Origin of the sequence: Hydrogenophaga sp., from assembly GCF_026125785.1 — a bacterium.
In the GTDB taxonomy this organism is placed as follows: domain Bacteria; phylum Pseudomonadota; class Gammaproteobacteria; order Burkholderiales; family Burkholderiaceae_C; genus Hydrogenophaga.
In genome coordinates this window covers 123,337-144,582 of sequence record NZ_JAHCKL010000005.1, presented here as the reverse complement: position 1 = coordinate 144,582, position 21,246 = coordinate 123,337, and the positions used below count along the sequence as shown (strand labels likewise).

The 21,246-nt window shown below is 63.7% G+C and carries 23 protein-coding genes; 14 read left to right on the top strand and 9 right to left on the bottom strand.

Annotated features, from left to right (window positions below):
- Positions 1-5 precede the first annotated feature (5 nt).
- The 3 genes from KIT53_RS07615 to KIT53_RS07605 are packed head-to-tail and all read left to right on the top strand — an operon-like array spanning position 6 to position 2,439.
- Positions 6-1,055 carry a MaoC family dehydratase N-terminal domain-containing protein gene (locus tag KIT53_RS07615; RefSeq protein ID WP_297750037.1) on the top strand — a complete coding sequence of 350 codons (1,050 nt, stop codon included), beginning with the start codon at positions 6-8 and terminating at the stop codon, positions 1,053-1,055.
- Positions 1,052-2,008 carry a 2-oxoglutarate and iron-dependent oxygenase domain-containing protein gene (locus KIT53_RS07610; RefSeq protein ID WP_297750034.1) on the top strand — a complete coding sequence of 319 codons (957 nt, stop codon included), beginning with the start codon at positions 1,052-1,054 and terminating at the stop codon, positions 2,006-2,008. The genes KIT53_RS07615 and KIT53_RS07610 overlap by 4 nt, the downstream gene beginning before the upstream one ends.
- Positions 2,005-2,439, top strand: a complete 435-nt coding sequence (locus tag KIT53_RS07605; protein ID WP_297750032.1) for a VOC family protein — start codon at positions 2,005-2,007, stop codon at positions 2,437-2,439. The genes KIT53_RS07610 and KIT53_RS07605 overlap by 4 nt, the downstream gene beginning before the upstream one ends.
- A gap of 73 nt (positions 2,440-2,512) precedes the next feature.
- Here KIT53_RS07605 and KIT53_RS07600 read toward each other — a convergent pair whose 3' ends face one another.
- A complete protein-coding gene (locus KIT53_RS07600; protein ID WP_297750029.1) occupies positions 2,513-3,595 on the bottom strand; it encodes a porin in 1,083 nt (360 codons plus the stop codon).
- A gap of 73 nt (positions 3,596-3,668) precedes the next feature.
- Positions 3,669-5,843, bottom strand: coding sequence for an acetate--CoA ligase family protein (locus tag KIT53_RS07595; RefSeq protein ID WP_297750026.1), 2,175 nt, complete (start codon positions 5,841-5,843; stop codon positions 3,669-3,671).
- Between the two features lie 182 nt (positions 5,844-6,025).
- On the opposite strand from KIT53_RS07595, the gene dbpA reads away from it, so the two are divergent.
- From dbpA to KIT53_RS07575, 4 genes are all read left to right on the top strand, one after another.
- A complete protein-coding gene (dbpA, locus tag KIT53_RS07590; protein ID WP_297750023.1) occupies positions 6,026-7,423 on the top strand; it encodes an ATP-dependent RNA helicase DbpA in 1,398 nt (465 codons plus the stop codon).
- Positions 7,424-7,630: 207 nt separating this feature from the next.
- Positions 7,631-8,980: an FAD-dependent oxidoreductase gene (locus KIT53_RS07585; protein ID WP_297750020.1), complete on the top strand. Its 1,350-nt coding sequence runs from the start codon at positions 7,631-7,633 to the stop codon at positions 8,978-8,980.
- Positions 8,981-9,017: 37 nt separating this feature from the next.
- Positions 9,018-9,992: a tripartite tricarboxylate transporter substrate binding protein gene (locus KIT53_RS07580; protein WP_297750017.1), complete on the top strand. Its 975-nt coding sequence runs from the start codon at positions 9,018-9,020 to the stop codon at positions 9,990-9,992.
- 4 nt (positions 9,993-9,996) lie between these two features.
- On the top strand, positions 9,997-10,740 hold the full coding sequence (locus tag KIT53_RS07575) for an IclR family transcriptional regulator (protein ID WP_297750014.1): 744 nt from the start codon (positions 9,997-9,999) through the stop codon (positions 10,738-10,740).
- A gap of 20 nt (positions 10,741-10,760) precedes the next feature.
- Here KIT53_RS07575 and KIT53_RS07570 read toward each other — a convergent pair whose 3' ends face one another.
- Positions 10,761-11,252, bottom strand: coding sequence for an NYN domain-containing protein (locus tag KIT53_RS07570; RefSeq protein WP_297750011.1), 492 nt, complete (start codon positions 11,250-11,252; stop codon positions 10,761-10,763).
- Between the two features lie 319 nt (positions 11,253-11,571).
- Here KIT53_RS07570 and KIT53_RS07565 point away from each other — a divergent pair, with 319 nt between their 5' ends.
- Both KIT53_RS07565 and KIT53_RS07560 read left to right on the top strand, forming a co-directional pair.
- A complete protein-coding gene (locus tag KIT53_RS07565) occupies positions 11,572-12,525 on the top strand; it encodes an IS1595 family transposase (RefSeq protein ID WP_297750009.1) in 954 nt (317 codons plus the stop codon).
- 57 nt (positions 12,526-12,582) lie between these two features.
- Positions 12,583-12,837 (top strand): hypothetical protein, encoded by a 255-nt coding sequence (locus KIT53_RS07560; RefSeq protein ID WP_297750006.1) that lies wholly within the window; start codon positions 12,583-12,585, stop codon positions 12,835-12,837.
- A 103-nt stretch (positions 12,838-12,940) separates the two neighbouring features.
- Here KIT53_RS07560 and KIT53_RS07555 read toward each other — a convergent pair whose 3' ends face one another.
- On the bottom strand, positions 12,941-13,723 hold the full coding sequence (locus KIT53_RS07555; RefSeq protein ID WP_297750003.1) for a hypothetical protein: 783 nt from the start codon (positions 13,721-13,723) through the stop codon (positions 12,941-12,943).
- Positions 13,724-13,913: 190 nt separating this feature from the next.
- On the opposite strand from KIT53_RS07555, the gene KIT53_RS07550 reads away from it, so the two are divergent.
- Together KIT53_RS07550 and KIT53_RS07545 are read left to right on the top strand one after the other, a co-directional pair.
- Positions 13,914-14,084, top strand: coding sequence for a hypothetical protein (locus tag KIT53_RS07550; RefSeq protein WP_297750001.1), 171 nt, complete (start codon positions 13,914-13,916; stop codon positions 14,082-14,084).
- A gap of 504 nt (positions 14,085-14,588) precedes the next feature.
- Positions 14,589-15,413, top strand: a complete 825-nt coding sequence (locus tag KIT53_RS07545) for a hypothetical protein (protein ID WP_297749999.1) — start codon at positions 14,589-14,591, stop codon at positions 15,411-15,413.
- Here KIT53_RS07545 and KIT53_RS07540 read toward each other — a convergent pair.
- On the bottom strand, positions 15,370-15,852 hold the full coding sequence (locus KIT53_RS07540) for a DUF488 domain-containing protein (RefSeq protein WP_297749996.1): 483 nt from the start codon (positions 15,850-15,852) through the stop codon (positions 15,370-15,372). The genes KIT53_RS07545 and KIT53_RS07540 overlap by 44 nt on opposite strands.
- A 380-nt stretch (positions 15,853-16,232) precedes the next feature.
- On the opposite strand from KIT53_RS07540, the gene KIT53_RS07535 reads away from it, so the two are divergent.
- The gene (locus KIT53_RS07535; RefSeq protein ID WP_297749992.1) at positions 16,233-18,047 is read left to right on the top strand and encodes a 3'-5' exonuclease; all 1,815 of its coding nucleotides are present in this window, start codon (positions 16,233-16,235) and stop codon (positions 18,045-18,047) included.
- Positions 18,048-18,065: 18 nt separating this feature from the next.
- Here KIT53_RS07535 and KIT53_RS07530 read toward each other — a convergent pair whose 3' ends face one another.
- From KIT53_RS07530 to KIT53_RS07515, 4 genes are all read right to left on the bottom strand, one after another.
- Entirely contained in the window at positions 18,066-18,566 is a 501-nt protein-coding gene (locus KIT53_RS07530; RefSeq protein ID WP_297749989.1) for a GNAT family N-acetyltransferase, read from the bottom strand.
- Positions 18,567-18,573: 7 nt separating this feature from the next.
- On the bottom strand, positions 18,574-19,131 hold the full coding sequence (locus KIT53_RS07525) for a dihydrofolate reductase family protein (protein ID WP_297749986.1): 558 nt from the start codon (positions 19,129-19,131) through the stop codon (positions 18,574-18,576).
- A 21-nt stretch (positions 19,132-19,152) separates the two neighbouring features.
- Positions 19,153-19,521 carry a DUF1428 domain-containing protein gene (locus KIT53_RS07520; protein WP_297749983.1) on the bottom strand — a complete coding sequence of 123 codons (369 nt, stop codon included), beginning with the start codon at positions 19,519-19,521 and terminating at the stop codon, positions 19,153-19,155.
- 114 nt (positions 19,522-19,635) lie between these two features.
- On the bottom strand, positions 19,636-20,064 hold the full coding sequence (locus KIT53_RS07515; protein WP_297749980.1) for a VOC family protein: 429 nt from the start codon (positions 20,062-20,064) through the stop codon (positions 19,636-19,638).
- 61 nt (positions 20,065-20,125) lie between these two features.
- On the opposite strand from KIT53_RS07515, the gene KIT53_RS07510 reads away from it, so the two are divergent.
- Both KIT53_RS07510 and KIT53_RS07505 read left to right on the top strand, forming a co-directional pair.
- The gene (locus KIT53_RS07510) at positions 20,126-20,407 is read left to right on the top strand and encodes a DUF3297 family protein (RefSeq protein ID WP_297749977.1); all 282 of its coding nucleotides are present in this window, start codon (positions 20,126-20,128) and stop codon (positions 20,405-20,407) included.
- A 92-nt stretch (positions 20,408-20,499) separates the two neighbouring features.
- Positions 20,500-21,117, top strand: coding sequence for a DUF1439 domain-containing protein (locus KIT53_RS07505; protein ID WP_297749974.1), 618 nt, complete (start codon positions 20,500-20,502; stop codon positions 21,115-21,117).
- The last annotated feature ends 129 nt before the right edge of the window (positions 21,118-21,246 follow it).

Genomic DNA, 21,246 nt, shown 5'->3' with positions numbered 1-21,246 from the left:
CAGCCATGAACACCGAAGCCACCCTGGACATCCGCGCGTTTCACGCCATTGTCGACAAAGACCTTCCGCAGCCGCACCAGATCAACTACGAAGTCACACGGGACTCCATACGCACCTTCGCCTACGCCGTCGATGACCACAACGCGCTCTATCTCGACGACGACTACGCCAGCCGCATGGGGTGGGGTCACCGCATCGCTCCGCCCGGCTACCTGGCCAGTCATGGCTCGTCGGTCTGGCTCGCACAACACGTGCCCACCATCGAAGACGCCGATGGCAACAAGCTCACCGAGATCGTCCACGCATCCGAAATGTGGCGCTTTCTCAGACCGGTTCGTCCCGGCGATCACGTGCTCTCGCACAGCAAGATCTCCCGGGCGCAGGCCAAGTTCGGCAGGAAGGTAGGCGCCAGCGTGATGGTCGACCTCCATACCCGCTACTTCAACCACAAAGGCGAGGACGTGGCGACCCGCGTCGACACCTGTTTCGTCCTCAAGGAGGGCAAAGGTGGTGCAGACAGCGCGGCCGGCTACCCGCCCCTGGAGAACGGAAAGAGCCGCAGCGTCATCCAGCCCACCCGGTTTCCAGGCACCTTCGAACTGCCATCACCGCACGAGTACACCCAGCGCTACTTTGAAGACGTCGCCATCGGTGACCCCGTGGACACGCTCAAGATACCGCCCGTCATGCTGCAGAACCTCGGTCGCTACTGCGCCGCCACGCTGGCAAGCGGCGTCGACGAAGTGGGTGGCCCTTCCCCGAACGGCGCCATGCCGGACGCCTACGTCTTCGGGCATCTGCGGGTGCCATGGTTCGGCAGGATGCTGACCGCGTGGGCCGGACCCAGGGCCTGGATACGAAGCCTGGAGCAGCGGGACAAGAGCTGGCTGCTCATTGGATTCGCGGTCGAGTGCCGCGGCCGGATCACCGGCAAGTCTGGCTCACCGTCTGACCCCTGGATCACCGTCGAGCTGGAATGCGTCAATGAACTCGGTCATGTCACGAACACGGGCAGTGCAGACCTGACATTGCCCACGCGAGAGCCGCGCGCATGATCCCCGTGATCGACATCTCTTCTGCGCTGGCCCAAGGTTCTCCCTCTGGCGTGACCGTCTCCGGGCTCATAGGACAGGCCTGCCGTTCGGCAGGCTTCTTTTACGTCACGGGCCATGGCGTCCCGAGGGAAGTGGTGGAACAACAGTTCGATGCGGCAAGACAGTTCTTCGATCTGCCACTGCCCGCGAAGACATCGCTGGCCATGACCCGCACCCACGCCATGCGCGGGTACGAATCCATGGGCTCTCAGACACTGGACGCGCAGGCGCAACCAGACCAGAAGGAGAGCTTCCAGTGCGGCATCGACTACCCGGACACGCACGATTACGTGCGCAAGCGGTACGCGGCCTACGGAAAGAACCAATGGCCCGAGGAACTGCCCGGGTTCAGAACCCAGTGCGAGCGCTACTTTGGCGCCATGCAGACGCTCTCTGCGCGGCTGATGCAGCTCATCGCACTTTCGCTGGGTCTGCGGGAAACGTACTTCGATGCCTTGAACCAGCATCCATCGGCCACGCTGAGACTGCTTCGCTATCCACCGCAGCCCCCGAACGTGGGTGAGCGGACGTTCGGCGCTGGCGCCCATACCGACTGGGGCGCCATCACGGTCCTGGCGCAAGATGACCTGGGGGGCCTGGAGGTCCAGATGCCCGATGGCACCTGGGTGGCGGCCCCGCCGCTGCCAGATTCTTTCGTGGTGAACCTCGGAGACATGATTCCCCGATGGACTGGCGGCCTCTACCGTTCCAACTTCCACCGGGTGCGCAACATCAACAGCCAAGGTCGGCCACGCTACTCCATCCCTTTCTTCTCCGATCTCGACTACGAGACGGTCATCCACCTCCTGCCAGGAATGCCCGGCAACGCCCACGGCGCGAACTTCACTCCGTGCACCATTGCCGAGCACATGACCGCGATGTACGAACGCACATACAGAAGCGCCCGCGCATGAACGCCTGCTTCAGCTTCTTCTGCCGCGACATGGACGCCCAGTTCCGCTTCTACCAGGCGGTGCTGGGCATGCCAGAGCGCGTTCATGAGCGCTCCCCCATCTACAGGTCCATGGGTACGGATGCCATGCAGATCGGGCTGCATGCCGAGCCCGCGTACGTGCTTCTGGATCTCGGCAACAGGGCGCCGGCCGATGATGATCGCTTTCCCGTCACCGCCTATCCCACGTTCTTCGTCGAAGCACCGGAGCGCGTGGACGATGCCGCCCGGCGCACCACCCAGACCGGTGGCTCGGTCATCAAGGGACCCTACGCCACCTACTACGGGCACTGGCAAGTGGTCGTGCAGGATCCCGAATCGCATGTGTTCCGCATCAGTTGCACGCGGCTTCCGGCCGGCGTCCTGGCCCCGGCACTGGTCCACCCGGTCTGAACACGTCCTGGGCAATGCGCTCCTTCCAAAAGAAAAACTCGCCCGAGGGCGAGTTTTTTTGCGGCAGGCCGCTTCAGAAATCGTGGCGGATGCCCACGTCGAAAGCGGTCGAGCTTCCGCCGGGCCGGGTAATCGGCACGCCCTGGGTGAAGAGCGTTCCCGTTCCCTTGTTGTCCATGCGAGCGATGGCGCTGTATATCTGCGTCCGTTTGGAGAGCGGGTAGACATAACCGAACGCCGCCAGGCTGCCGTCATTGGCGGAGTTCACCACGTTGGAACGGCCATACGACGCACGGAAGTAGCCCTGGCCGGCAGGCACCGTGGTACCCAGCAGCCAGTACTTGGCCTTGGAGTACACCGGCCCCTCCCGTTCGTCGCCGCCCACCTGCACCATCAGCTTCGCCACCTTGAAGTCGTACGACGCACCGAGGTTGTATGTCTTGACGTCGCCCGCAGCGTAGATCGCGTTGCCCGTGGCAATCGCCACGTCCAGCGGACCAGCGGTGTACCCCAGGCGAGAGCCCAGGTAGCCACCGTCGCTCCGCGTGGCAGCGGGCGTGCCGGCGTTCTCACCGACCGCCGCCAGAATCTGCCCGTAGAACCCGCCCCAGTTCTTCGGCGTGAGGTACCCAATTGAATTGGACACGCGCCCCGCAGCCACCGTGGTCAGGCCCGCGGTCGTGCCCAGGCCTGCACCCGCGGTAAGGTTGATCGAAGCGCCGGAGCCCTGCGTGCGAAAAGGGTCGAAGATCGTCTGGTTCCAGAAGACCGGCACGGCGTCCCGACCCAGACGGAGCTCTCCGTACGGACCCATCAGGCTCAAGGTGGAACGGCGGTTGAATGTGATGGCACCGCCACCCGAGTTACCGCCAATCTGGTTGTTGATGTTGGTCACGGAACCCGCGCCGGTGTCCCCGTTCAGGCCAGCCTCCAACCAGAAGCCCGTGGACCATCCTCCACCCAGATCCTCCACACCCCGAAACCCGAGGCGACTGGTCAGAGACCCGCCATTGATCAAGCGGTTCACCACACCGGTCCCATCCGCATCAACACGTTGATAGCCCACATCAACGCCACCAAACACCGTGACCGATGACTGCGAACTCGCTGATCCGCACACGGCGATCGCGACAAGGGGAATGCATAGTTTCTTCATGGAGAACGTCCTTTTTTGAACAAGTGGAAACCGGGGGATGACATACCCCTGCACGCAAGGGCGATGGCTGGGCCTAAGCGACCGCCGCTTCCGCGGCAGGCACGGGTCCATCCGTCGTGGGGGACAGCGGGCGCTGATGCTTCGTCACGATCAAGGCGTCCAGAGCCATGGCGCCTTGACCATCGGGGAGAACGGACACGGGATTGAGGTCGATGGCCTCGATGAGATCGCCATACACGCTGCCGACATCGCACAGCACCTGCATCACGGCCAGCAGGGCGTCCCTGTCTGCCCGGGCACTGCCGCGGTACCCTTCAAGCAACACGTGGACCTTGGTCCGCCCCAGCGCGCGCATGGCCTTGTCTCCGTCAAACGGCAGCGTCATCACGCTGGCGTCTTGCATGAGTTCCACCTGAACGCCGCCCCAGCCCACGGCCAACGTGTGGCCAAAGGGCATCTGCCGGCTCATGCCCACCAGGACTTCCACACCGCCGGAAACCATTTCCTGGACAGAAACACCGTGTATCTGTGCTGTGGGAGCAGCCGCCGCCACACTCTTGAGAATGGCGTTGAAAGCCTGCTCCACTTCATCGAGCGTCCGGAGATTCACCCGGACACCACCAACTTCCGTCTTGTGCGAGATGTCGCCAGACTCCACCTTCATCACCACGGGAAGCCCCAACTGTTGCGCGGCCCGCCTGGCCTCTTCGGCCGTCTGCGCCACGACCTCGCGTGGCACCCGGATGCCGCACTCGGCGACAAACTGCTTTGCTTCACGCTCACTGAGCGGCTCCGGCCTCTCGAACCGCTGGACCCAGCGCGCTTCCCTGGTCACGAACGGTCTGCGAATCGACCGGGTGACCACCGGGACTGGGCGCCCCATGAGCTTGCCCAGCGCCAGAAAAGCGTTTCTCGCCCCGCGCACAGTGGGCACCACCCCCCTCAGATGCTGCTCGATTTCTTCATGCAGCGGCGCCGCGACGTTGTTGTAGAAAATCACCGGCTTGTGGGTGGCCACAGCGGCCCTCGCCACCCCACGAGCCACGCCCGCATACGTCCTGGCCTGGGCATCCGTCAAGGTCTCGGAGCTGTCCTGCGCCACCATCAGGACAGAGATCGCGGGGTCCCTGGAGAGAGACAGCAGCAGCTTCTCGTACACCTCGCTGGAAAGGGTTCTGGCATCCAGCGGATTCGACGCAAAGGCAAACTTTGGCATGTTCGCCTCGATGTCGGCCCTGGTCTTCTCTTGCAGACTGGGCAACGACAAACCCATTTCCTCGGCGAGGTCGCAGGCCATGGTGACATTGCCACCGCTGATGCTGATGACGCCCACGCCACCGCCCGAAGGCAGGCTCTTCAGACCGCTGATCAGGGCCGTGGTCTCGACCAGCTCGTCCAGATCATTGACCGTGATCACACCGCATTCGTCAAAGAAGGCCTTGTAAGCCGCATAGGGCCCGGCCACCGCACCCGTGTGCGCCGCGGCGGCAGCTGCCCCCTTGGCGGAGCGGCCATTCTTCAAGACCACCACCGGCTTGCCCGCCTCATGCATGCGCAAGGCGGCTTCCTTGAACGCGGCGGGGTCTTCGATGCTCTCCAACAAGACCGCGGCCATGCGCGTCTTCTCGTCCTGCGCAAAATGCTCCAGGTACTCTGGAATGTCGATGACAGTGCTGTTCCCCGACGAAACGATGCAGCGCATGCCAAAGCGGCCGGTGTTGCTCAACGCCACACAGCCTGACCCCGAATGCGACAACACCGCCACCCCCCCCGGCGACAAGTCCGCATGAATGGGAACGCTGTAGCCGATGAAACGGGAATGAAGATCGGCCACGCCCATGCAGTTGGGGCCGCAAACCACCATGCCATAGCGCCGCGCAATATCCGCCAGCCTGCGCTCTCTCTCCACCCCTTCGGCGTCCTGCTCCTTGAAGCCACTCGCGAAGATCACCGCCGCCTTCACGCCGCGCTTGCCGGCGGCCTCCAGCTCGGGAAGCAGCTTGTCCGAACCCAGCGCGAAGAGCGCGCAATCCGGCACCACAGGCATGGCGTCCCATGAGCCATACGCGGGAAGCCCCATGAACTCTTTCGCGGTCGGGTGCATGGGCAGGACAAGCCCGCCGTAACCGTATGCGCGCATGTTGAGCACAGGGTTGACCCCTTGCGTCCTGGTCGGCGAGGCTCCCACGATGGCCACCGAAGCGGGAGAAAACAGCGCGCTGAGACGCCTGGGCGTTGCATGGTTCATCGGTTGTCATGAGCGCCGGGGCACTCGCATCGAAGGGTCAGGTTGACGATGCGACAGATGCTAGGAGTGGGGGGGAATCCCAACAAGCATTGATTTCCTCACAGCCTGTTCTCGTTTCGTGAACACTTCCTTCCCCTGCCATCGGGACTTGGGCTCTCCATGCGGCAAGTCGATAATCGGAGATGACTTCCGCTTCCCTCCCAACCGACTTCGCGTCCCTCCCCCTCTCCCCGGCCACGCTGGCCAACCTGCAGCGGCTCGGCTATGCCGAGATGACGCCGATCCAGGCCAGCGCGCTGCCACCCGCACTGCTGGGCAAGGACATCATTGCCCAGGCCAAGACCGGCAGCGGCAAGACCGCTGCCTTCGCCCTGGCGCTGCTCGCCAACCTGAACCCGCGCCGCTTTGCGGTGCAGACGCTGGTGCTGTGCCCCACGCGCGAACTGGCAGACCAGGTGACCACCGAAATCCGGCGCCTCGCGCGTGCGGAAGACAACATCAAGGTCGTCACGCTCTGCGGTGGCGTGCCGCTGCGCGGCCAGCTCGCCACGCTGGAGCACGGCGCACACATCGTGGTGGGCACGCCGGGCCGCATCATGGACCACCTGGAGCGCGGCAGCCTGAAGCTGGACGCGCTCAACACCCTGGTGCTCGACGAGGCCGACCGCATGCTCGACATGGGCTTCTTCGACGACATCGTGACGGTGGCGAAGCAGTGCCCCAAGGATCGTCAGACGCTGCTGTTTTCAGCCACCTACCCCGAAGGCATCGCCAAACTCAGCGCGCAGTTCATGCGCGCGCCGCTCACGGTGAAGGTGGAAACGCAGCACGCGGGCGCGCAGATCGAACAGCGCTGGTACGAGGTGACCGAGAACCAGCGACTGGACACCGTGGGCCAGTTGCTGGCGCACTTCCGCCCGGCCAGCACGCTGGCCTTCTGCAACACCAAGGCGCAGTGCCGCGACCTCGTGGCCGTGCTGCAGGCGCAGGGCTTCAGCGCACTCGCGCTGTTTGGCGAACTGGAACAGCGCGAGCGAGACCAGGTGCTGGTGCGCTTTGCCAACCGCAGTTGCTCGGTTCTCGTGGCCACCGACGTGGCCGCGCGCGGGCTGGACATTGCCAGCCTGGCCGCCGTGATCAACGTGGACGTGACTCCCGATCCCGAGGTGCACATCCACCGCATAGGCCGCACCGGCCGCGCGGGCGAAAGCGGCCTGGCGCTGAACCTCGCCAGTCTCGACGAAATGGGCAGCGTGGGCAGGATCGAACAACTGCAGGGGCGCGAATCGGCCTGGCACCCCTTGAGCGAACTGAAACCCGCGAGCAGCGAACCGCTGGTGCCGCCCATGGTGACGCTGCACATCCAGGGCGGCCGCAAGGAAAAGATCCGCCCCGGCGACGTGCTGGGCGCGCTCACCGCCGATCTGGGCTACACCCGCGAGCAGGTGGGCAAGATCAACGTGAACGAATGGTCCACCTACGTGGCGGTGGACCGCGCCATTGCCCAGCAGGCGGCGAGCCGGCTGAACGCGGGGCGCATCAAGGGCAAGAGCGTGAAGGTGCGCGTGCTGGAAGACTGAGCGGACTGCGGGGTGCAGTCGCCGCTGGCCTCCGGCTGAAACAGCACAGAGTCGATCTCGGTTTCGCGAACGAAAGAAAGAAAGAAAGAAAGGCACCTGGGTCGTTTCTGCCTCCTGCGCAATTTGTTCACGTACACGAACTGGCCCGCCGGAACAAAGACCGTCTCGATAGGATTTTGATTTTCAGAATTCCCAGGAGACAAGCCCGTGAAACCCCTGCAACTCACCGAGCACCTGAGCACCCCTCTGGTCGACGACTACGACGTCATCGTGGCAGGCGGCGGTGCATCGGGGCTGATGGCGGCCGTGTCTGCCAGTCGCGCTGGCGCCCGAACCCTGCTGCTGGAGCGTGCCAACTGCATGGGTGGCACCGGCACCACCAGCATGGTGGCGCAATGGATCGGCTTCTTCAACCGCGACCGCCAGGTGGTGGGCGGCATTGCGGACGAACTCGCGCGGCTGGTGGTCCAGCTCGGCGGCAGCGAAGGCTTCAAGCGCTACCTGATGGCCGAAGCGAGCGCGAACCCGATTCCACTGGTGCACTTTGCGTTCAACCCCGAGACGGTGAAGATGGCCTGCGACCAGCTCGCCCTGGCGGCCGGCGTCTCGATCCGGCTTCACAGCCGGGTGGTGGCGCCCATGCGAGAGCGCAGCCGCGTGACGGGTGTGGTGGTGGAAGACGCGGGCGGCAGGAGCGCGATGTCTGCCCGCATGGTGGTGGACGCGACAGGCGACGCGAGCGTGGCGCACGCGGCTGGCGTGGAGCTGGCCGACCCCGAAGTGAAGAGCAAACGCGAGGCGCAGCCCTGCACGCTGATGTTTCGGCTGTCGAACGTGGACGTGCACGCCTTTCGCGCGATTCCCCGTGACCAGAAGCGCGCCCTGGCCTTGAAGGGTATCGCCGAGAAAAAGATCTTCTGGGAGAGCCTGTCGTTCTGCAGCACGCCCGGCAACACCGATGCCATCTGCCTCATGAGCCGCGTCTCCGGCTTCGACACCACCGACCCGCAAGACCTGACGAACGCGGAGATGGAAGGCCGGCGGCAGATCGGCACCATCGTCGAATTCCTGCGCGAGAACGTGGCCGGCTTCAGCCGCGCGGTGCTGGCCGGCATCGCCGCCCACATCGGCGTGCGCGAAACGCGACGCATCGTGGGCCGGTACACGCTGACGGAAGACGACATCCTGGGCCACAGGCGCTTCGCCGATTCCATTGCGCTCGGCGCGGGCCCACTGGACATCCACGAGACCGGCGGCACCGGGATCCGGCTGCACGTGCCCGATCAGCCGTTCGAGATTCCCATGCGCTGCCTGATCCCGTCCAGCGTGCAGGGCCTGCTGGTCACCGGGCGCGCCATCTCCGCCACGCGCGGCGCCAACGGCGGCGCGCGCCACATGGCCACCGCCATGGCGCTGGGCGAAGCCGCCGGCGTGTTGGCCGCACTGAGCGTGGCATCGGCCCATGAAGTGACCGCCGACGAGGTTCGTTCGGTGCTGCGCGGACGCGGGGCCTACGTCAGCCTGGAAGACGCGGAGCAGATGTTCGAGCCCGCCTGAATCAACCCATAAGGCCAACCCACAAGGAGACAAGATCATGATCAAGAACACCCCACGCAGACACCTCATCGTCGCCACGCTGGCCCTGGCCTTTGCTGGATGGAGCCACGCACAGGCCTACCCCAACAAACCGCTGACGATGGTGGTGCCCTTCCCGCCCGGCGGCGCTGCCGACATCACCGCGCGGCTCGTGGCCAAAGGCATGGCCGACCTGATGGGGCAACCCGTCGTGGTGGACAACAAGCCCGGCGCCAGCGGCATCATCGGCGCGGAATTCATGCTGGCCCGCCCAGCCGACGGCTACACCCTGCTGCTGGCCTCGAACTCCGTCACCACCTTCAAATGGCTGTATCCCAACGTCTCCTTCGATCCCGTGAAGGACTTCCGCGGCATCGCCATCGCCCTGCAAAGCCCCTACATGGCCGTGGTGGGCGACAAGTTCCAGGGCAGCGAGATCGCCGACCTGATCCGCGCCGCGAAGGACCATCCGGGCAAGATCGACTACGCCACCGCAGGCAACGGCACCGGCCCGCATCTCTTCGCCGAGATGTTCAAACAAGCCACCGGCACTTTCATGACCGGCATTCCCTACCGCGGCTCCGCGCCAGCGCTCACGGCGGTGATGAGCGGCGAAGTGCCCGTCTACTTCGACATCCTGCTGTCGTCCCAGCCGTTCCTCAGCAGTGGCCGGTTGAAGTCGCTGGGGGTCTCCAGCAAGGAGCGCGTGCCCCAGTTTCCCAACGTGAAAACCTTCGCCGAACAAGGTATCAAAGGCCTCGAAATTTCCGCCTGGTTCGGTGTGGTGGTGAAATCGGGCACGCCCGAGCCGGTGATACAGGCGCTGAGCCAGGCCATGAACAAGGTGGTGCGCAGCGCTCCGTTCGTCACCCGCGCCGGTGAACTCGGCGCCACGGCCGTGGGCGGAACGCCGGAAAGTTTCCAGGCCACCATTGCCGACGAGACGGCCGCCTGGGGGCGGCTCATCAAGGAGAAGAACATTCGTGTCGACTAGCCGCGTGAAATCTGCAGCCCGCACGCTCGACCTGCTTGAAACGCTGGCCAAGGCCCACCAACCCCTGAGCCATTCGGACCTGGCGCTGCGCACCGGCATTCCCAAGAGCAGCCTGACCGAACTGCTGCGCACACTGGAAGCCCGCCACTACATCGAACCGCTCGGACCCCATGGCGGCCCCTTTCGCCTGGGCCGCGCCGCGCGAGATCTGGTGGCCCATGGGCTGGACGTGCAGCACATCGTGGCCTGCGCCAGCCCGGTGATGGAAACACTCAGTGCGCAGGCGGGGTACTCCAGCGGGCTGTATGTGATCCTGGGCGACGTGGCGGAACGCGTGCACGGCGTCACCGCGCCCCAAGGGCTGACCATGCACGAAGGCGTGCGCGCGCCACTGTATGCCTGCTCCATGGGCAAACTCCATCTGGCCCACCTGGACGCCGAGGCGCTGGAAGCCTATCTCACCCGCGTCGAGCTGCGGCCCATCACACCACGGTCGGTCCGGTCCGTGGGCGAACTGCAGCGCCAACTGCGGCAGGTGCGCACCGAAGGCGTGGCGTTTTCGCAGGAAGAGTTCACCAAGGGCGTGGTCGGCTTCTCAGCGCCCATCTTCAACGTGCATTGCCGCATGGTGGCCAGCATCGGCCTGGCCGTACCCACCAGCGGCTTCGAAGCCCGCAAGCAGACGCTGACCGACATGATCAAGGCCTCGGCCAAAGCGGTGTCGGCGCGCCTCGCCGCCAGCCACTGAGGGAAGGTTGATTTCTGCGGCTAAACCTCGGCCGAAGCGGCCTCGTCGTCCAGAAACACGAACTCATCACACGCCGCCACAAAAGACGCCGCCGCGCAGCGCTGCCCAAAGCCATACACCGCCAGACCCGCTTCCTGAATGCGCGCCGCAAGCCCCGTGTAGTCGCTGTCCGAAGACACGATGCAGAAGCCATCCACACTGCGCGCAAGCAGCAGCTCCATCGCATCCATGATCAAGGCCGAGTCCGTCGCATTCTTGCCCTTGGTGAAGCGGAACTGCTGGCAAGGCCGAATGGAGAGCGGGTGCAACAGCTTCTTCCACGGCATGAGCTGCGTGGTGGTCCAGTCGCCATACGCCCGCTTGGCCGTGGCCTTGCCCAACTGAGCCACCCGCGCCATGAGCTGCGCGGCCTGCGCGGCGCGCGCGTTTTCCGCGTCGATCAGCACCGCCAGGCGGGGCCGGGGTGCGAACGGGTTCGATGAATGGTGATGCGCATGGCCTTGTGGCTGCATGAGTCCCCCTGTCCTGACTTGCTCTCTGTGACTGCCACCACCAGACCCTTTGTGAGGGATGGCGGTGGCCCGAGCGGGTCGGCGTACCGGGACTCTTTTCCAAGACCGGCGAGCCTTGCGGCTCCCCACCCGGGCCACCATAAAAAAGCATGGCACGGACAAGGAGATGGCCGCAACACGAATGTGGTGCTGCCATCTCGCTGGAAAAGAATCTCCGGGACGCCGATCCCGCATCGCACTGATTTGTACGACGGAAGCGTGAGGTATGTACTTGACAAACCCTTAGAAATATTCGATACTTCAGCCACTGGAGAAAAACATGGCTGAAGCAATCCTCAATCAACCGCACTTTCAAGACGCAGACAAGGCCCGCGAATACCTTGAGGCTCTGCGCTGGCCGCATGGCCCGGTGTGCCCCCACTGCGGTTCTGTGCGCGCTCCCTTGAAGTTGGAGGGAAAGTCCTACCGTCCGGGCTTGTTCAAGTGCAAGGACTGCTACGAGCAGTTCACCGTGACCGTGGGCACCGTGTTTGAGCGCTCCAAGATCGCCCTGAATGTGTGGCTCCAGGCGGTGCACCTGATGTGCGCCAGCAAGAAGGGCATTTCTGCCAAGCAACTGGAGCGCATGCTGGGCGTCACCTACAAAACCGCTTGGTTCATGTCTCACCGCATCCGCGAAGCCATGACCGGCGACAACGCTACGTTGCTCGGTGGCCCCGGCTCTTCTGGCATCGTTGAGGCCGATGAGACCTTTTGGGGCACCGCTACCAACGCGAAAGGCGACAAGCTGGAAAAGCGCTCCGGTGTCGCTCACAAAATGATGGTGGTGTCACTGGTTGAGCGCAACGGCAACAAACGCTCCTTCCACATCACCGCCGTCAACGGCAAGACCCTCGGCGCGGTGCTCAAGTCGCAGATCGATGCACGCGCTCGCCTGATGACCGACGAGGCCCGCGCATACAAGACCTTCTCCACGCACTTCAAGAGCCACGAATCGGTGAGCCACGGCAACAAGGAATACGCTCGCGGCGACGTCACCACCAACACCGTGGAAGCCTCCTTCTCCATTCTCAAGCGCGGTTTGGTCGGCACGTTCCATAGCGTGAGCGAGAAGCACCTGCAGCGCTACTGCAACGAGTTCGACTTCCGCTGGAACACTAGCCAGTCACAGGGCTACAGCGATACCGACCGCGCCGTGGCAGCGCTCAAAGGTATCTCCGGCAAGCGCCTGACCTATCGGCGGATTGGTGGTGAGTCGCAAGCCAACGCTTGAAAGCGTTCTGGCCCTTTTGATGCAAAAACGATAAGCTGCCTCTACCAAGGAGGCAACATGACAGACGATCAGAAGGAAGCAACGCTTGCGAATTTGGCAGCAGCTAGTAGCGCAAACTCCGCTCTGCTCATGGCATTGTTTGAGTGCCACCCGCAGCAGAAGGACGTGCTCGCCGCGTTCTTGCGCTATGCGAATCTTTCAGCCGCAGACCTAATAGCTTCGCCAGTGCCTGACGCAGTCGTTGACTCAGCCGAAGACGCGAAGAAACTGTGGGCGCAAGTTCTTCAGCAAGTGATCGATAACCGAAATTGATAGCGTCTTCGGGCTTCATGATTTTTCTGGGGCCTTTTCAGGCGACTCAGAAGTTTTCTTCACCTTTGGGTCTGGTGGCGTATTCAGCATGCGCTTGAGCACGTCATCCATGGGCGGGTTTCTTTGAGTACACACGCGCAAGGTGCCTTTTCATGCCGAACCCCGCCATGCGTTGCCTCGCCTTCACCACCTTGTCACACCAACGGGCGTCCAAAAGTAGAAAGTCCGCGATCGGCGCAGCGTAAGCAGCGTGCACGAGATCGATAGTGTCGTTCTCCGTGAACTTCGCTGCGGGGTTGAGGTGAAAGTCCCGTGTGAATTCAGCGAAAAGAATATCTACGGTAGCCATGTGATCGCGCGGAACAAATCGCTTGGCTTCTTTCGAGTCCGTTGCTAGGAAACTGCCTATTCCTTCGGCTACCCGCTTCTTCATCTCTTCAAGGTCAGGACGAAGTCGATCGCTCTGCTGGACTAGCGTCGAAATTAGGTTTTCAACCGACAGAAACGCCCCGCCTGATGGGGACTTCATGCCCATGTAGTAGAGCAGCCAGTTCTGAGGGGGCGCGCCCGGCCCTTCTGCTGGGGATTTCGGAGATTTGAAAGGCGCTTGCGTGAAGTCCGCGATGTAAAAGTTGGGTAACACGCCGTTGATGAACCTCTCGGCCTTTACCGCTTGCTCCGCGTCCTTCATTGCGCAAAATTCACTAAGATTGTTCTGCGAGAAAAGCAGAGCGCCGTTCTTGGCCTTCAACGCTTGCACAAACCGGGACTGAAGTGCATCGTCCATCGAGAACAGACGCACGGCCCAATGGTCCATGTACACGATGGGCTGAGCCAGCGACTGCGCGATTTCCCATCGACCATCGGGCAGTTCGGTGATTGACATTGCCATAGGTTTTCCCAACCTAACAACGGTGACTATGTCCTCGCGCGGCGCCGAGCACTACGGGCACTGTTAGCGCAGGAATCCAGTCAGAAATCGACATAGATGATGCCCTCCTGCGAGGACTATACCTACCAACCGAAACTCCCCAAAGGACCGATATCGAGCGTCACACCAGCAAGCGGACAGCGGCTTGCATGCCTACGTCTTGGCAGTTCACACCAAACGCGGCGAAGGAGAACTCGCTCATCCGATCGTGAAGGCTACGAAGGCACCGACCGGGCGCATTCCATTCAAGTGGCTGAAAACTGGGCGCAAGCTCATGATCGCTGCACTGGCCGAGATCAATGCTGAAGGGTACTGAGGGGACATTTGTAGCGACGGCGATGCCGCATGTGCGCGGTTGACGCACATCACATCGTTGGAGGATGGTTGGACCGAAATGGCGGCGACTCTGCCCATCGCCGCGCTGGTGCGTGTGTCGGTTTTCGGCGAAGGTGGACGCTCAGGCGAGTGATCGGGAGAGACGCCTGTCGCTGCATACCGAACTTGAAGAATCGGAGTCCACAGGCTGGGAGCTGCCTGTGAGAGCAGATCAGCTCAGCGACTGCTGTCGCCGTCGATTGCTGCCCTTGGGCGCTGGATGTTGAACGACAGCCCTCGCTACAGAGGCGACTACAGGCATAAACTGTTGTAGCTGCTCGCGCAGCATCCATCCGGAAGTGGTGTTTTTCCCTTGAGCGGAGTCCCTTCAAGCAGGTGGATGGCACGACATTTCGCTGCCGACGTTTGATCGGAGGGCATGTTTGTGGCTTGATGTGATGGTCAATCGGCTGCGTTGAAGCAGTCTTTTCAGGGAGAAACTCACGTGGCATCAGACCACCAACGCATCCTAATTCTGTGCAAGACCTACCCGTCGCCCAGCGCTCGGTATGTCGAAACCTCCTGCGTTGCCGGGATGACCGACGATGGGCGCCTGATCCGATTGTTTCCCGTGCCGTTCCGGCTGGTGGAGGATGACCAGCAGTTTAAGAAGTGGCAGTGGATATCCGCCCGGGTGCGCCGCGCGCAGGATGATGCTCGGCCCGAAAGCCACCGCGTATCGGTGGACACGATCGAGGTGGAAGGCGATCCGCTCCCCACGCGCGACCACTGGATCGCCCGTCGCGAGGTGATCAAGGGCGTTCCGGTGTTCGATTCGTTTGATGCTCTGGAGGCTTCACGCCAGACGAATGGAACGACCCTGGGATTGTTGAGGCCGAGCCGTTTGCTGGGGCTGGACATCAAGGCTGTGGACTCGCCCGACTGGACCGAGGATGAACTGGCCAAGCTGCTGCAGGAGCAGCAACAGGGCAGCCTGTTCGACGCGGTGGAGGATCAGCGCACCCTCAAGACGCTCAAGAAGCTCCCCTACGACTTCCACTACCGCTACGAATGCCAGACGCCGGAGGGGGTGAAGCCGCTCAGGCACAAGCTGGTGGACTGGGAAGCCGGGGCGCTCTACTGGAACGTGCACCGCCGACCGGACTGGCAGGAGGCGATGCGCCAGAAATTCGTCACCCAGTTCAGCGAGTTGGATGTCATGTTCCTCATGGGGACTATCCACCGCTTTCCGGGGCAGTGGCTGATCGTGAGCGTGCTGTACCCGCCTAAGCTGCCAGAGACGCTGGTGCGTCAGCAAACACTGTTTTAGCCGTCAGGTGGTGCACCGCTGGGCCTCCGGCTGCCCGCACGGCGCGGGCCACGTAGGTGCGGTGGCAGGCGGAAAAATCGGCCTCGAAACAGACCAAGCAGGCCCGGTGGTCGCGCGCGGTGGCGGCCAGGTTCCGCACCTCAGTTTTCACGGTACCCAGATGGGCCAGAAAACCACGGGTGTAGTCAGCCCAGTCGCCGTCTTCGCGGTATTGGTCACGCACGGGCTTGGGGCAACCTAGGGCGGGCCGATGCTCATAGCCGATGCCTGCTGCGGCCAGATGCTCGCGAAACGCGTTTTTCGAGAACCCCTTCTTTCGTGAGAGCGGCAACTCCCGCACATCCACGATCAGGTTCACGCGCGCGTCCTTCAGGCGGGCGATGAACCCGTCGATGGTCAGACCTTCGTAGCCGAAGGTTAAGAGCGCTGCTGTGGTCACGAGGAGGCGAAGGTTGGAGCATCACCGATAAGTGGTGAGAACAAATTGTCTCACGCAAGCTTTGACTAGGTCAGACGCGGTCCACGACTTCGCGGTGAAGCAGCGACTGTCGGGAAAGGCGCGTGCGTCAACGCCCGCTCCTGGCCAAGACCTGCCCGTCAATGAGTTGGACCAAACGGCAGCTTTCGCTGCATAGTCGAGCTCCGGGCAGCAGGTCAAAGAAGTTGCAAACGCTCCCTGCCATCCGGTGACCGGACAAGCGCAATCGTCCCCTGCGTCCCAATTCGCGCAGAAAAGTCACGAAAACCCTGTCCCATTCCCGCCCACCATGCGCAATCATCCCCCCTTGACCACCGCATCAGGGAAGGAGACCACCAAGCATGGCGACATTGATCCCATCCATTGGCACCACATCGTTCGATTCCACCGGCGAGCGCCGGCTGGCCGAGCGCCTGGAGCAGAAGCTCGACGACGACTACCTGCTCTGGCACAACGTGCCCATTGGTCCCAAGCAGACGTACCCGGATTTCGTGGTGCTGCACCCGCGCCGGGGCTTGCTGATTCTGGAGACCAAGGATTGGCATCTGGACACGATTCAGGAAGCCACCAAGCAGTACTGGACGATTCTGGCCAACGGCAACACGCCCAAGGTGCTGATGAATCCGCTGGCGCAGGCGCGGCATTGCGCGATACAGGTGGTGAACGCGCTGGAGCGTGACCCGCAGTTGGTGCAAGCCGCCGGCCCACACCAGGGCAAGCTGGCGTTTCCCTGGGGCCATGGCGTGGTGTTGACGCGCATCACGCGCAAGCAGTTCGACACGGCGGGGTTGGCCGAAGCCATTGAGCCGCACCTGGTGATCTGCAAGGACGAGATGGAAGAGTCGGTGGATGCCGAGCGTTTCCAGCAGCGGCTGTGGGCGATGTTCACCTATTCGTTTGGCGGCGCCATGTCGCTGCCGCAGTTGGACCGCGTGCGCTGGATCATGTTTCCCCAAGTGCGCGTGGAGCCGCAGGGCACGTTGTTTGACGATCAGGACGCGGAGGCAGACCTGCCCACCATCATGCGGGTGATGGACCTGCAGCAGGAGCAGTTGGCGCGTTCGCTGGGCGAGGGTCACCGCGTGATTCACGGCGTGGCGGGCTCGGGCAAGACCATGATCCTGGGCCACCGCGCCGAATACCTGGCCAGGGCGAGCACGCCCACGAGCAAGCCCATCTTGATCCTTTGCTACAACGTGCCGCTGGCCATGAAGCTGGCCAGCGTGATGGAGGCCAAGGGCCTGGCAGACCGGGTGCACGCGCGCAACTTCCACAAGTGGTGCCGCCAGCAACTGGTGGCTTTCGGGCAACCCATTCCGCCGCAAGGCCCGCAGATGTTCGAGCAGATGGTGAACAACGTGATTCGCGGCGTGGAGCGCAAGCAGATACCCAGCGGGCAATACCAGGCGGTGCTGATCGATGAGGGCCACGACTTTGCGCCGGAGTGGCTGAAGCTGGTCACGCAGATGGTGGACCCGGCCACCAACAGCCTGCTGCTGCTTTACGACGATGCGCAAAGCATCTACGAGCGGGCGCGCTCGCGGCAGTTCAGCTTCAAGAGCGTGGGCGTGCAGGCGCAGGGCCGCACCACCATCCTGAAGATCAACTACCGCAACACGCGGCAGATTCTGCAAACGGCCAGCCTGATCGCGGCCGATTTGCTGACGGCGGACGACAAGGACGACGACGGCATTCCGCTCGTCAAGCCCGTGAGCTGCGGGCGAGACGGCGCAGCGCCCGTCGTCATTCGCCTGCCCCGCCCACGCGACGAAGCCTTTGCCGTGGCCGACCACCTGAAGGCGGCGCACCAGGAAGGCTTTGCCTGGGGCGACATGGCCATTCTCTGCCGCGACTGGGACGGCATGGAACTGTGTGCCATGGCTCTGCGGCAACGTGGGCTGCCGCACCAGGTGCGCGGAAAAGGCGGCGAATACCAGCCCGGCGCGGATGTCATCCACGTCATGACGACGATGGCCAGCAAGGGCCTGGAGTTTCCTGTGGTGGCGCTGCCCGGTGTGGGGCACCTGCCCGGGGACGGGCGGGACGAGAAAGAGGAAGCGCGCATCCTCTACGTGGCGGCCACACGCGCCACGCAGCGGCTGTTGATCACGCTCAGCAGTGATGGCGAGTTGGGGCGGCGGTTGCCGGCACAGTAGGCGCGCGCAAGCGCCCCCTCAAATCAGCCTGAAGTGCATGTGCACCTTGCCAAGCAGGCGCCCGTCGACCAGGATGGCACGCGGCTCGGTGCCGAAGGCGGTGAAGCCGGCCTCTTGGTAGAGACGGATGGCAGACGCATTGCCTTCGGTGACGGTGAGCACCAGGTCGGTGAGGCCGATGACGGTGGCATGCTGCATCAGCGCCCGCAGCAGCTCGCGCCCCAGGCCGCGGCCTGCCGCTTCGCGGGCCACATACATGGCCACCACCGTTCCCTTGTGCCGCTGCTTGGCGCGGGTCGCGCAATCCAGGCCGACCATGCCGGCCAGCGCACCGTGTTCGTCGAAGGCACCCCAGAACGGCACCTGCCCGGAAGCCAGGCGTTGGCGCGACTCTTCGAGCGGCCTTGAGTTGGCGTCTTCCCAGTCGGAGGTGAAGGCATCCGGGTGTTCGCGCAGCGCGCGCAAGCGCAACTCTCGGTAGGCGGGTGCGTCGTCAGCGGTCAGGCGGCGAATGGGCATGGGCGGGTCAGCGCGCGCGCCGGTAGTGCATGGCAACCGCGCCGCAGCGCAGCGGCTTTGCCGAGATCAATTCAAGCCGGCGCGTGCCGGGCAGCCCGCTCCCGTACAGGGTGGGGCCGTGGCCGGCGATCCTGGGGTGGACGAGCAACTGGTACTCGTCGATCAGGTCCAGCCGGTCCAGCTCGGCCGCCAGCTTGCCGCTGCCAAGCAGCACGCCGTCCGGCGTGGCGTCCTTGAGTTTCTGAATGGCCGTGCGCAAATCGCCGGTGATGGGATGGCTGTGGGTCCAGGGGAAGTGCTTTCGCGTCGAGGACACGACGTACTTCGGCTTCACATCCAGCTTGACCGCCCACTCGCGCAACGCCGGCGGTGCTTGCACATCGCCGCGGGCGACCGCTGGCCAGTGGCCTTCCATCATCTCGTAGGTGACGCGGCCCCACAGCATGGCCTCGGCCTCGTCCATGAGGCGGGTGAAGAAGGCGTGTGTCTCGTCGTCGGCGATGCCTTCCTGGTGGTCGACGCAACCGTCCAGGGTGACGTTGATGCTGAAGGTGAGGCGTCCCATGGTGTGCTTCGCCAGAGAAGCTCAGGCCTTCACTTCAACCACCTGTTCAAAGCCCCCGAAAATCATGCGCTTGCCGTCGAAGGGCATAGGCGGGTTGGCGGGGTTGGACGGATCCATGCGCGGGTCTTCCACCATCTTCTTCATGGCCGCGTCGCGGGTGGCTTTGTCTGGCCATTCGACCCACGAGAAGGCCACCGTCTCGTCGGCCTTGGCTTGGACGGCGCGACGAAAATCGGTGAGCTTGCCGTCGGGGACGTCGTCGCCCCAGCCCTCGATGACGCGGATGGCGCCGAGCTCGATGAAGATCGGGTCGAACTGGCGTGCGTGCTCCATGAACTTCTGCTTGTTGGCGGTGGGGACTGCGATCACGAAACCATCGATGTAGGACATGTCTTGACTCCTGTGGGTTGAACGGCCAGCGCGCCACGCCCGTGAGCGCTTTGTATCTCTACGACGAACGACGGGAGGCCCAATCGACATGGCCAGGTTGGTTGGCCTCTGTCCTCAGAACGTCACCTTCACCGAATCCGCACTCCGCTCCGCCTCCCCATGGAACACAGCCTCGATGTTGTTGCCGTCGGGGTCGATGACGAAGGCGGCGTAGTAGCTGGGGTGGTAGGGGCGGACGCCGGGTGGGCCGTTGTCCTGGCCGCCGGCGGCGATGGCGGCTTGGTGGAAGGCCTCGACCATGGCGCGGTCGCGGGCCTGGAAGGCGAGGTGGTGGCGGCCGGTGAGGTGGCCTTGCGCGGCGGGGCTGGTGGGGGTGGAGACGAAGAGTTCGTCGGCCCAGAAGTAGCTGTCTTCGCTGCCGCCCAGGGGGATGCCCAGCACGCTGAAGATGGCGGTGTAGAAGCGGCGACTGGCCTCGATGTCCTTCACCACGAGTTGCACATGGTCGATGAGGCGGCCTCGGTGGATTTCATGGGTTTCCATGGTGCGTGCGGTCTCCTAGTGGTGGGTTGGGGCTGCGGCCATTCTGGCGGAAAATCTCCGCATGAGCGATACCGACAACACCTCTGCCAACACCACCCCTTCCCACAACACCCGCCCCGCCCTGCCCGACCGGCTGTGCATTGACCCGCGCAGCCCGCACCATGTGGCCGCCGTGTTCGAGCACGACGTGGGCATACGCTTCAACGGCAAGGAGCGCGTCGACGTGACGGAGTACTGCATCAGCGAAGGCTGGGTGCGGGTGCCTTCGGGCAAGACGCTGGACCGCAAGGGCCAGCCGCTGCTGATCAAGCTCAAGGGCGCGGTGGAGGTGTTCTACAAATAGAGACGGTTTGGGCTGAACCCGCGCGGGTGGCTGGCGTCGAACCGTTCATCACCATGAGCAAGATGACCACGACACCACCACCACCAGCGCGAATGCCTTCTGCGCCCTGGCCTTTGTCTGTACCTGCGCGGCAGCGCCGCTTTCTGCTGCTGGCGGCGGCGCTCTTCCCGCTGGCGGTGCGCGCGGAAGGGCCGGGGCCGGATGGCGAGGGGGCACCTTCGCCCTCGCAGGGCTACCCGGTGTCTCTGGCGCAGTTGCAGCAGGCGGTGGCACCGCGCTTTCCCCGGCGCTACCCGGTTTCAGGGCTGCTGAATGTGGACCTGATGGCGCCGAAGCTGGCGTGCCTGCCGCAAGAGAACCGCCTGCGCGCGGAACTGCCGCTGGAGGTGGCAGGACCAGCACTGAACCGGCGGCACGAAGGCAGCTTTGACGTGGACTTTGGCCTGCGCTACGAAGCGAGCGACCGCACAGTGCGCGCCCACCAGTTGCGCCTGCACCGCCTGCGCTTCCCCACGCTGCGGCCCAATGTGGTGGAGCTGCTGGAGATGTACATACCGGCGCTGGCGGACCAGTCTTTGCAAGAGGTGGTGTTGCACGAGCTGCGCCCGCAGGACTTGCGCATGCTGGACGTGATGGGCATGCAGCCGGGGAACATCACGGTGACGGAGACGGGGTTGCGGATTGGGCTGGTGCCCAAGGCTTTGTCTTAGGGTGGGTGAGCCTTGGGGTGGTGGGTGAGCCCAGGTGTGGGTGAGCCCAGGTGTGGGTGAGCCCAGGTGTGGGTGAGCCCTTCGACAAGCTCAGGGCGAACGGAGGGGGGAGGGCTCAGGGTGAACCCA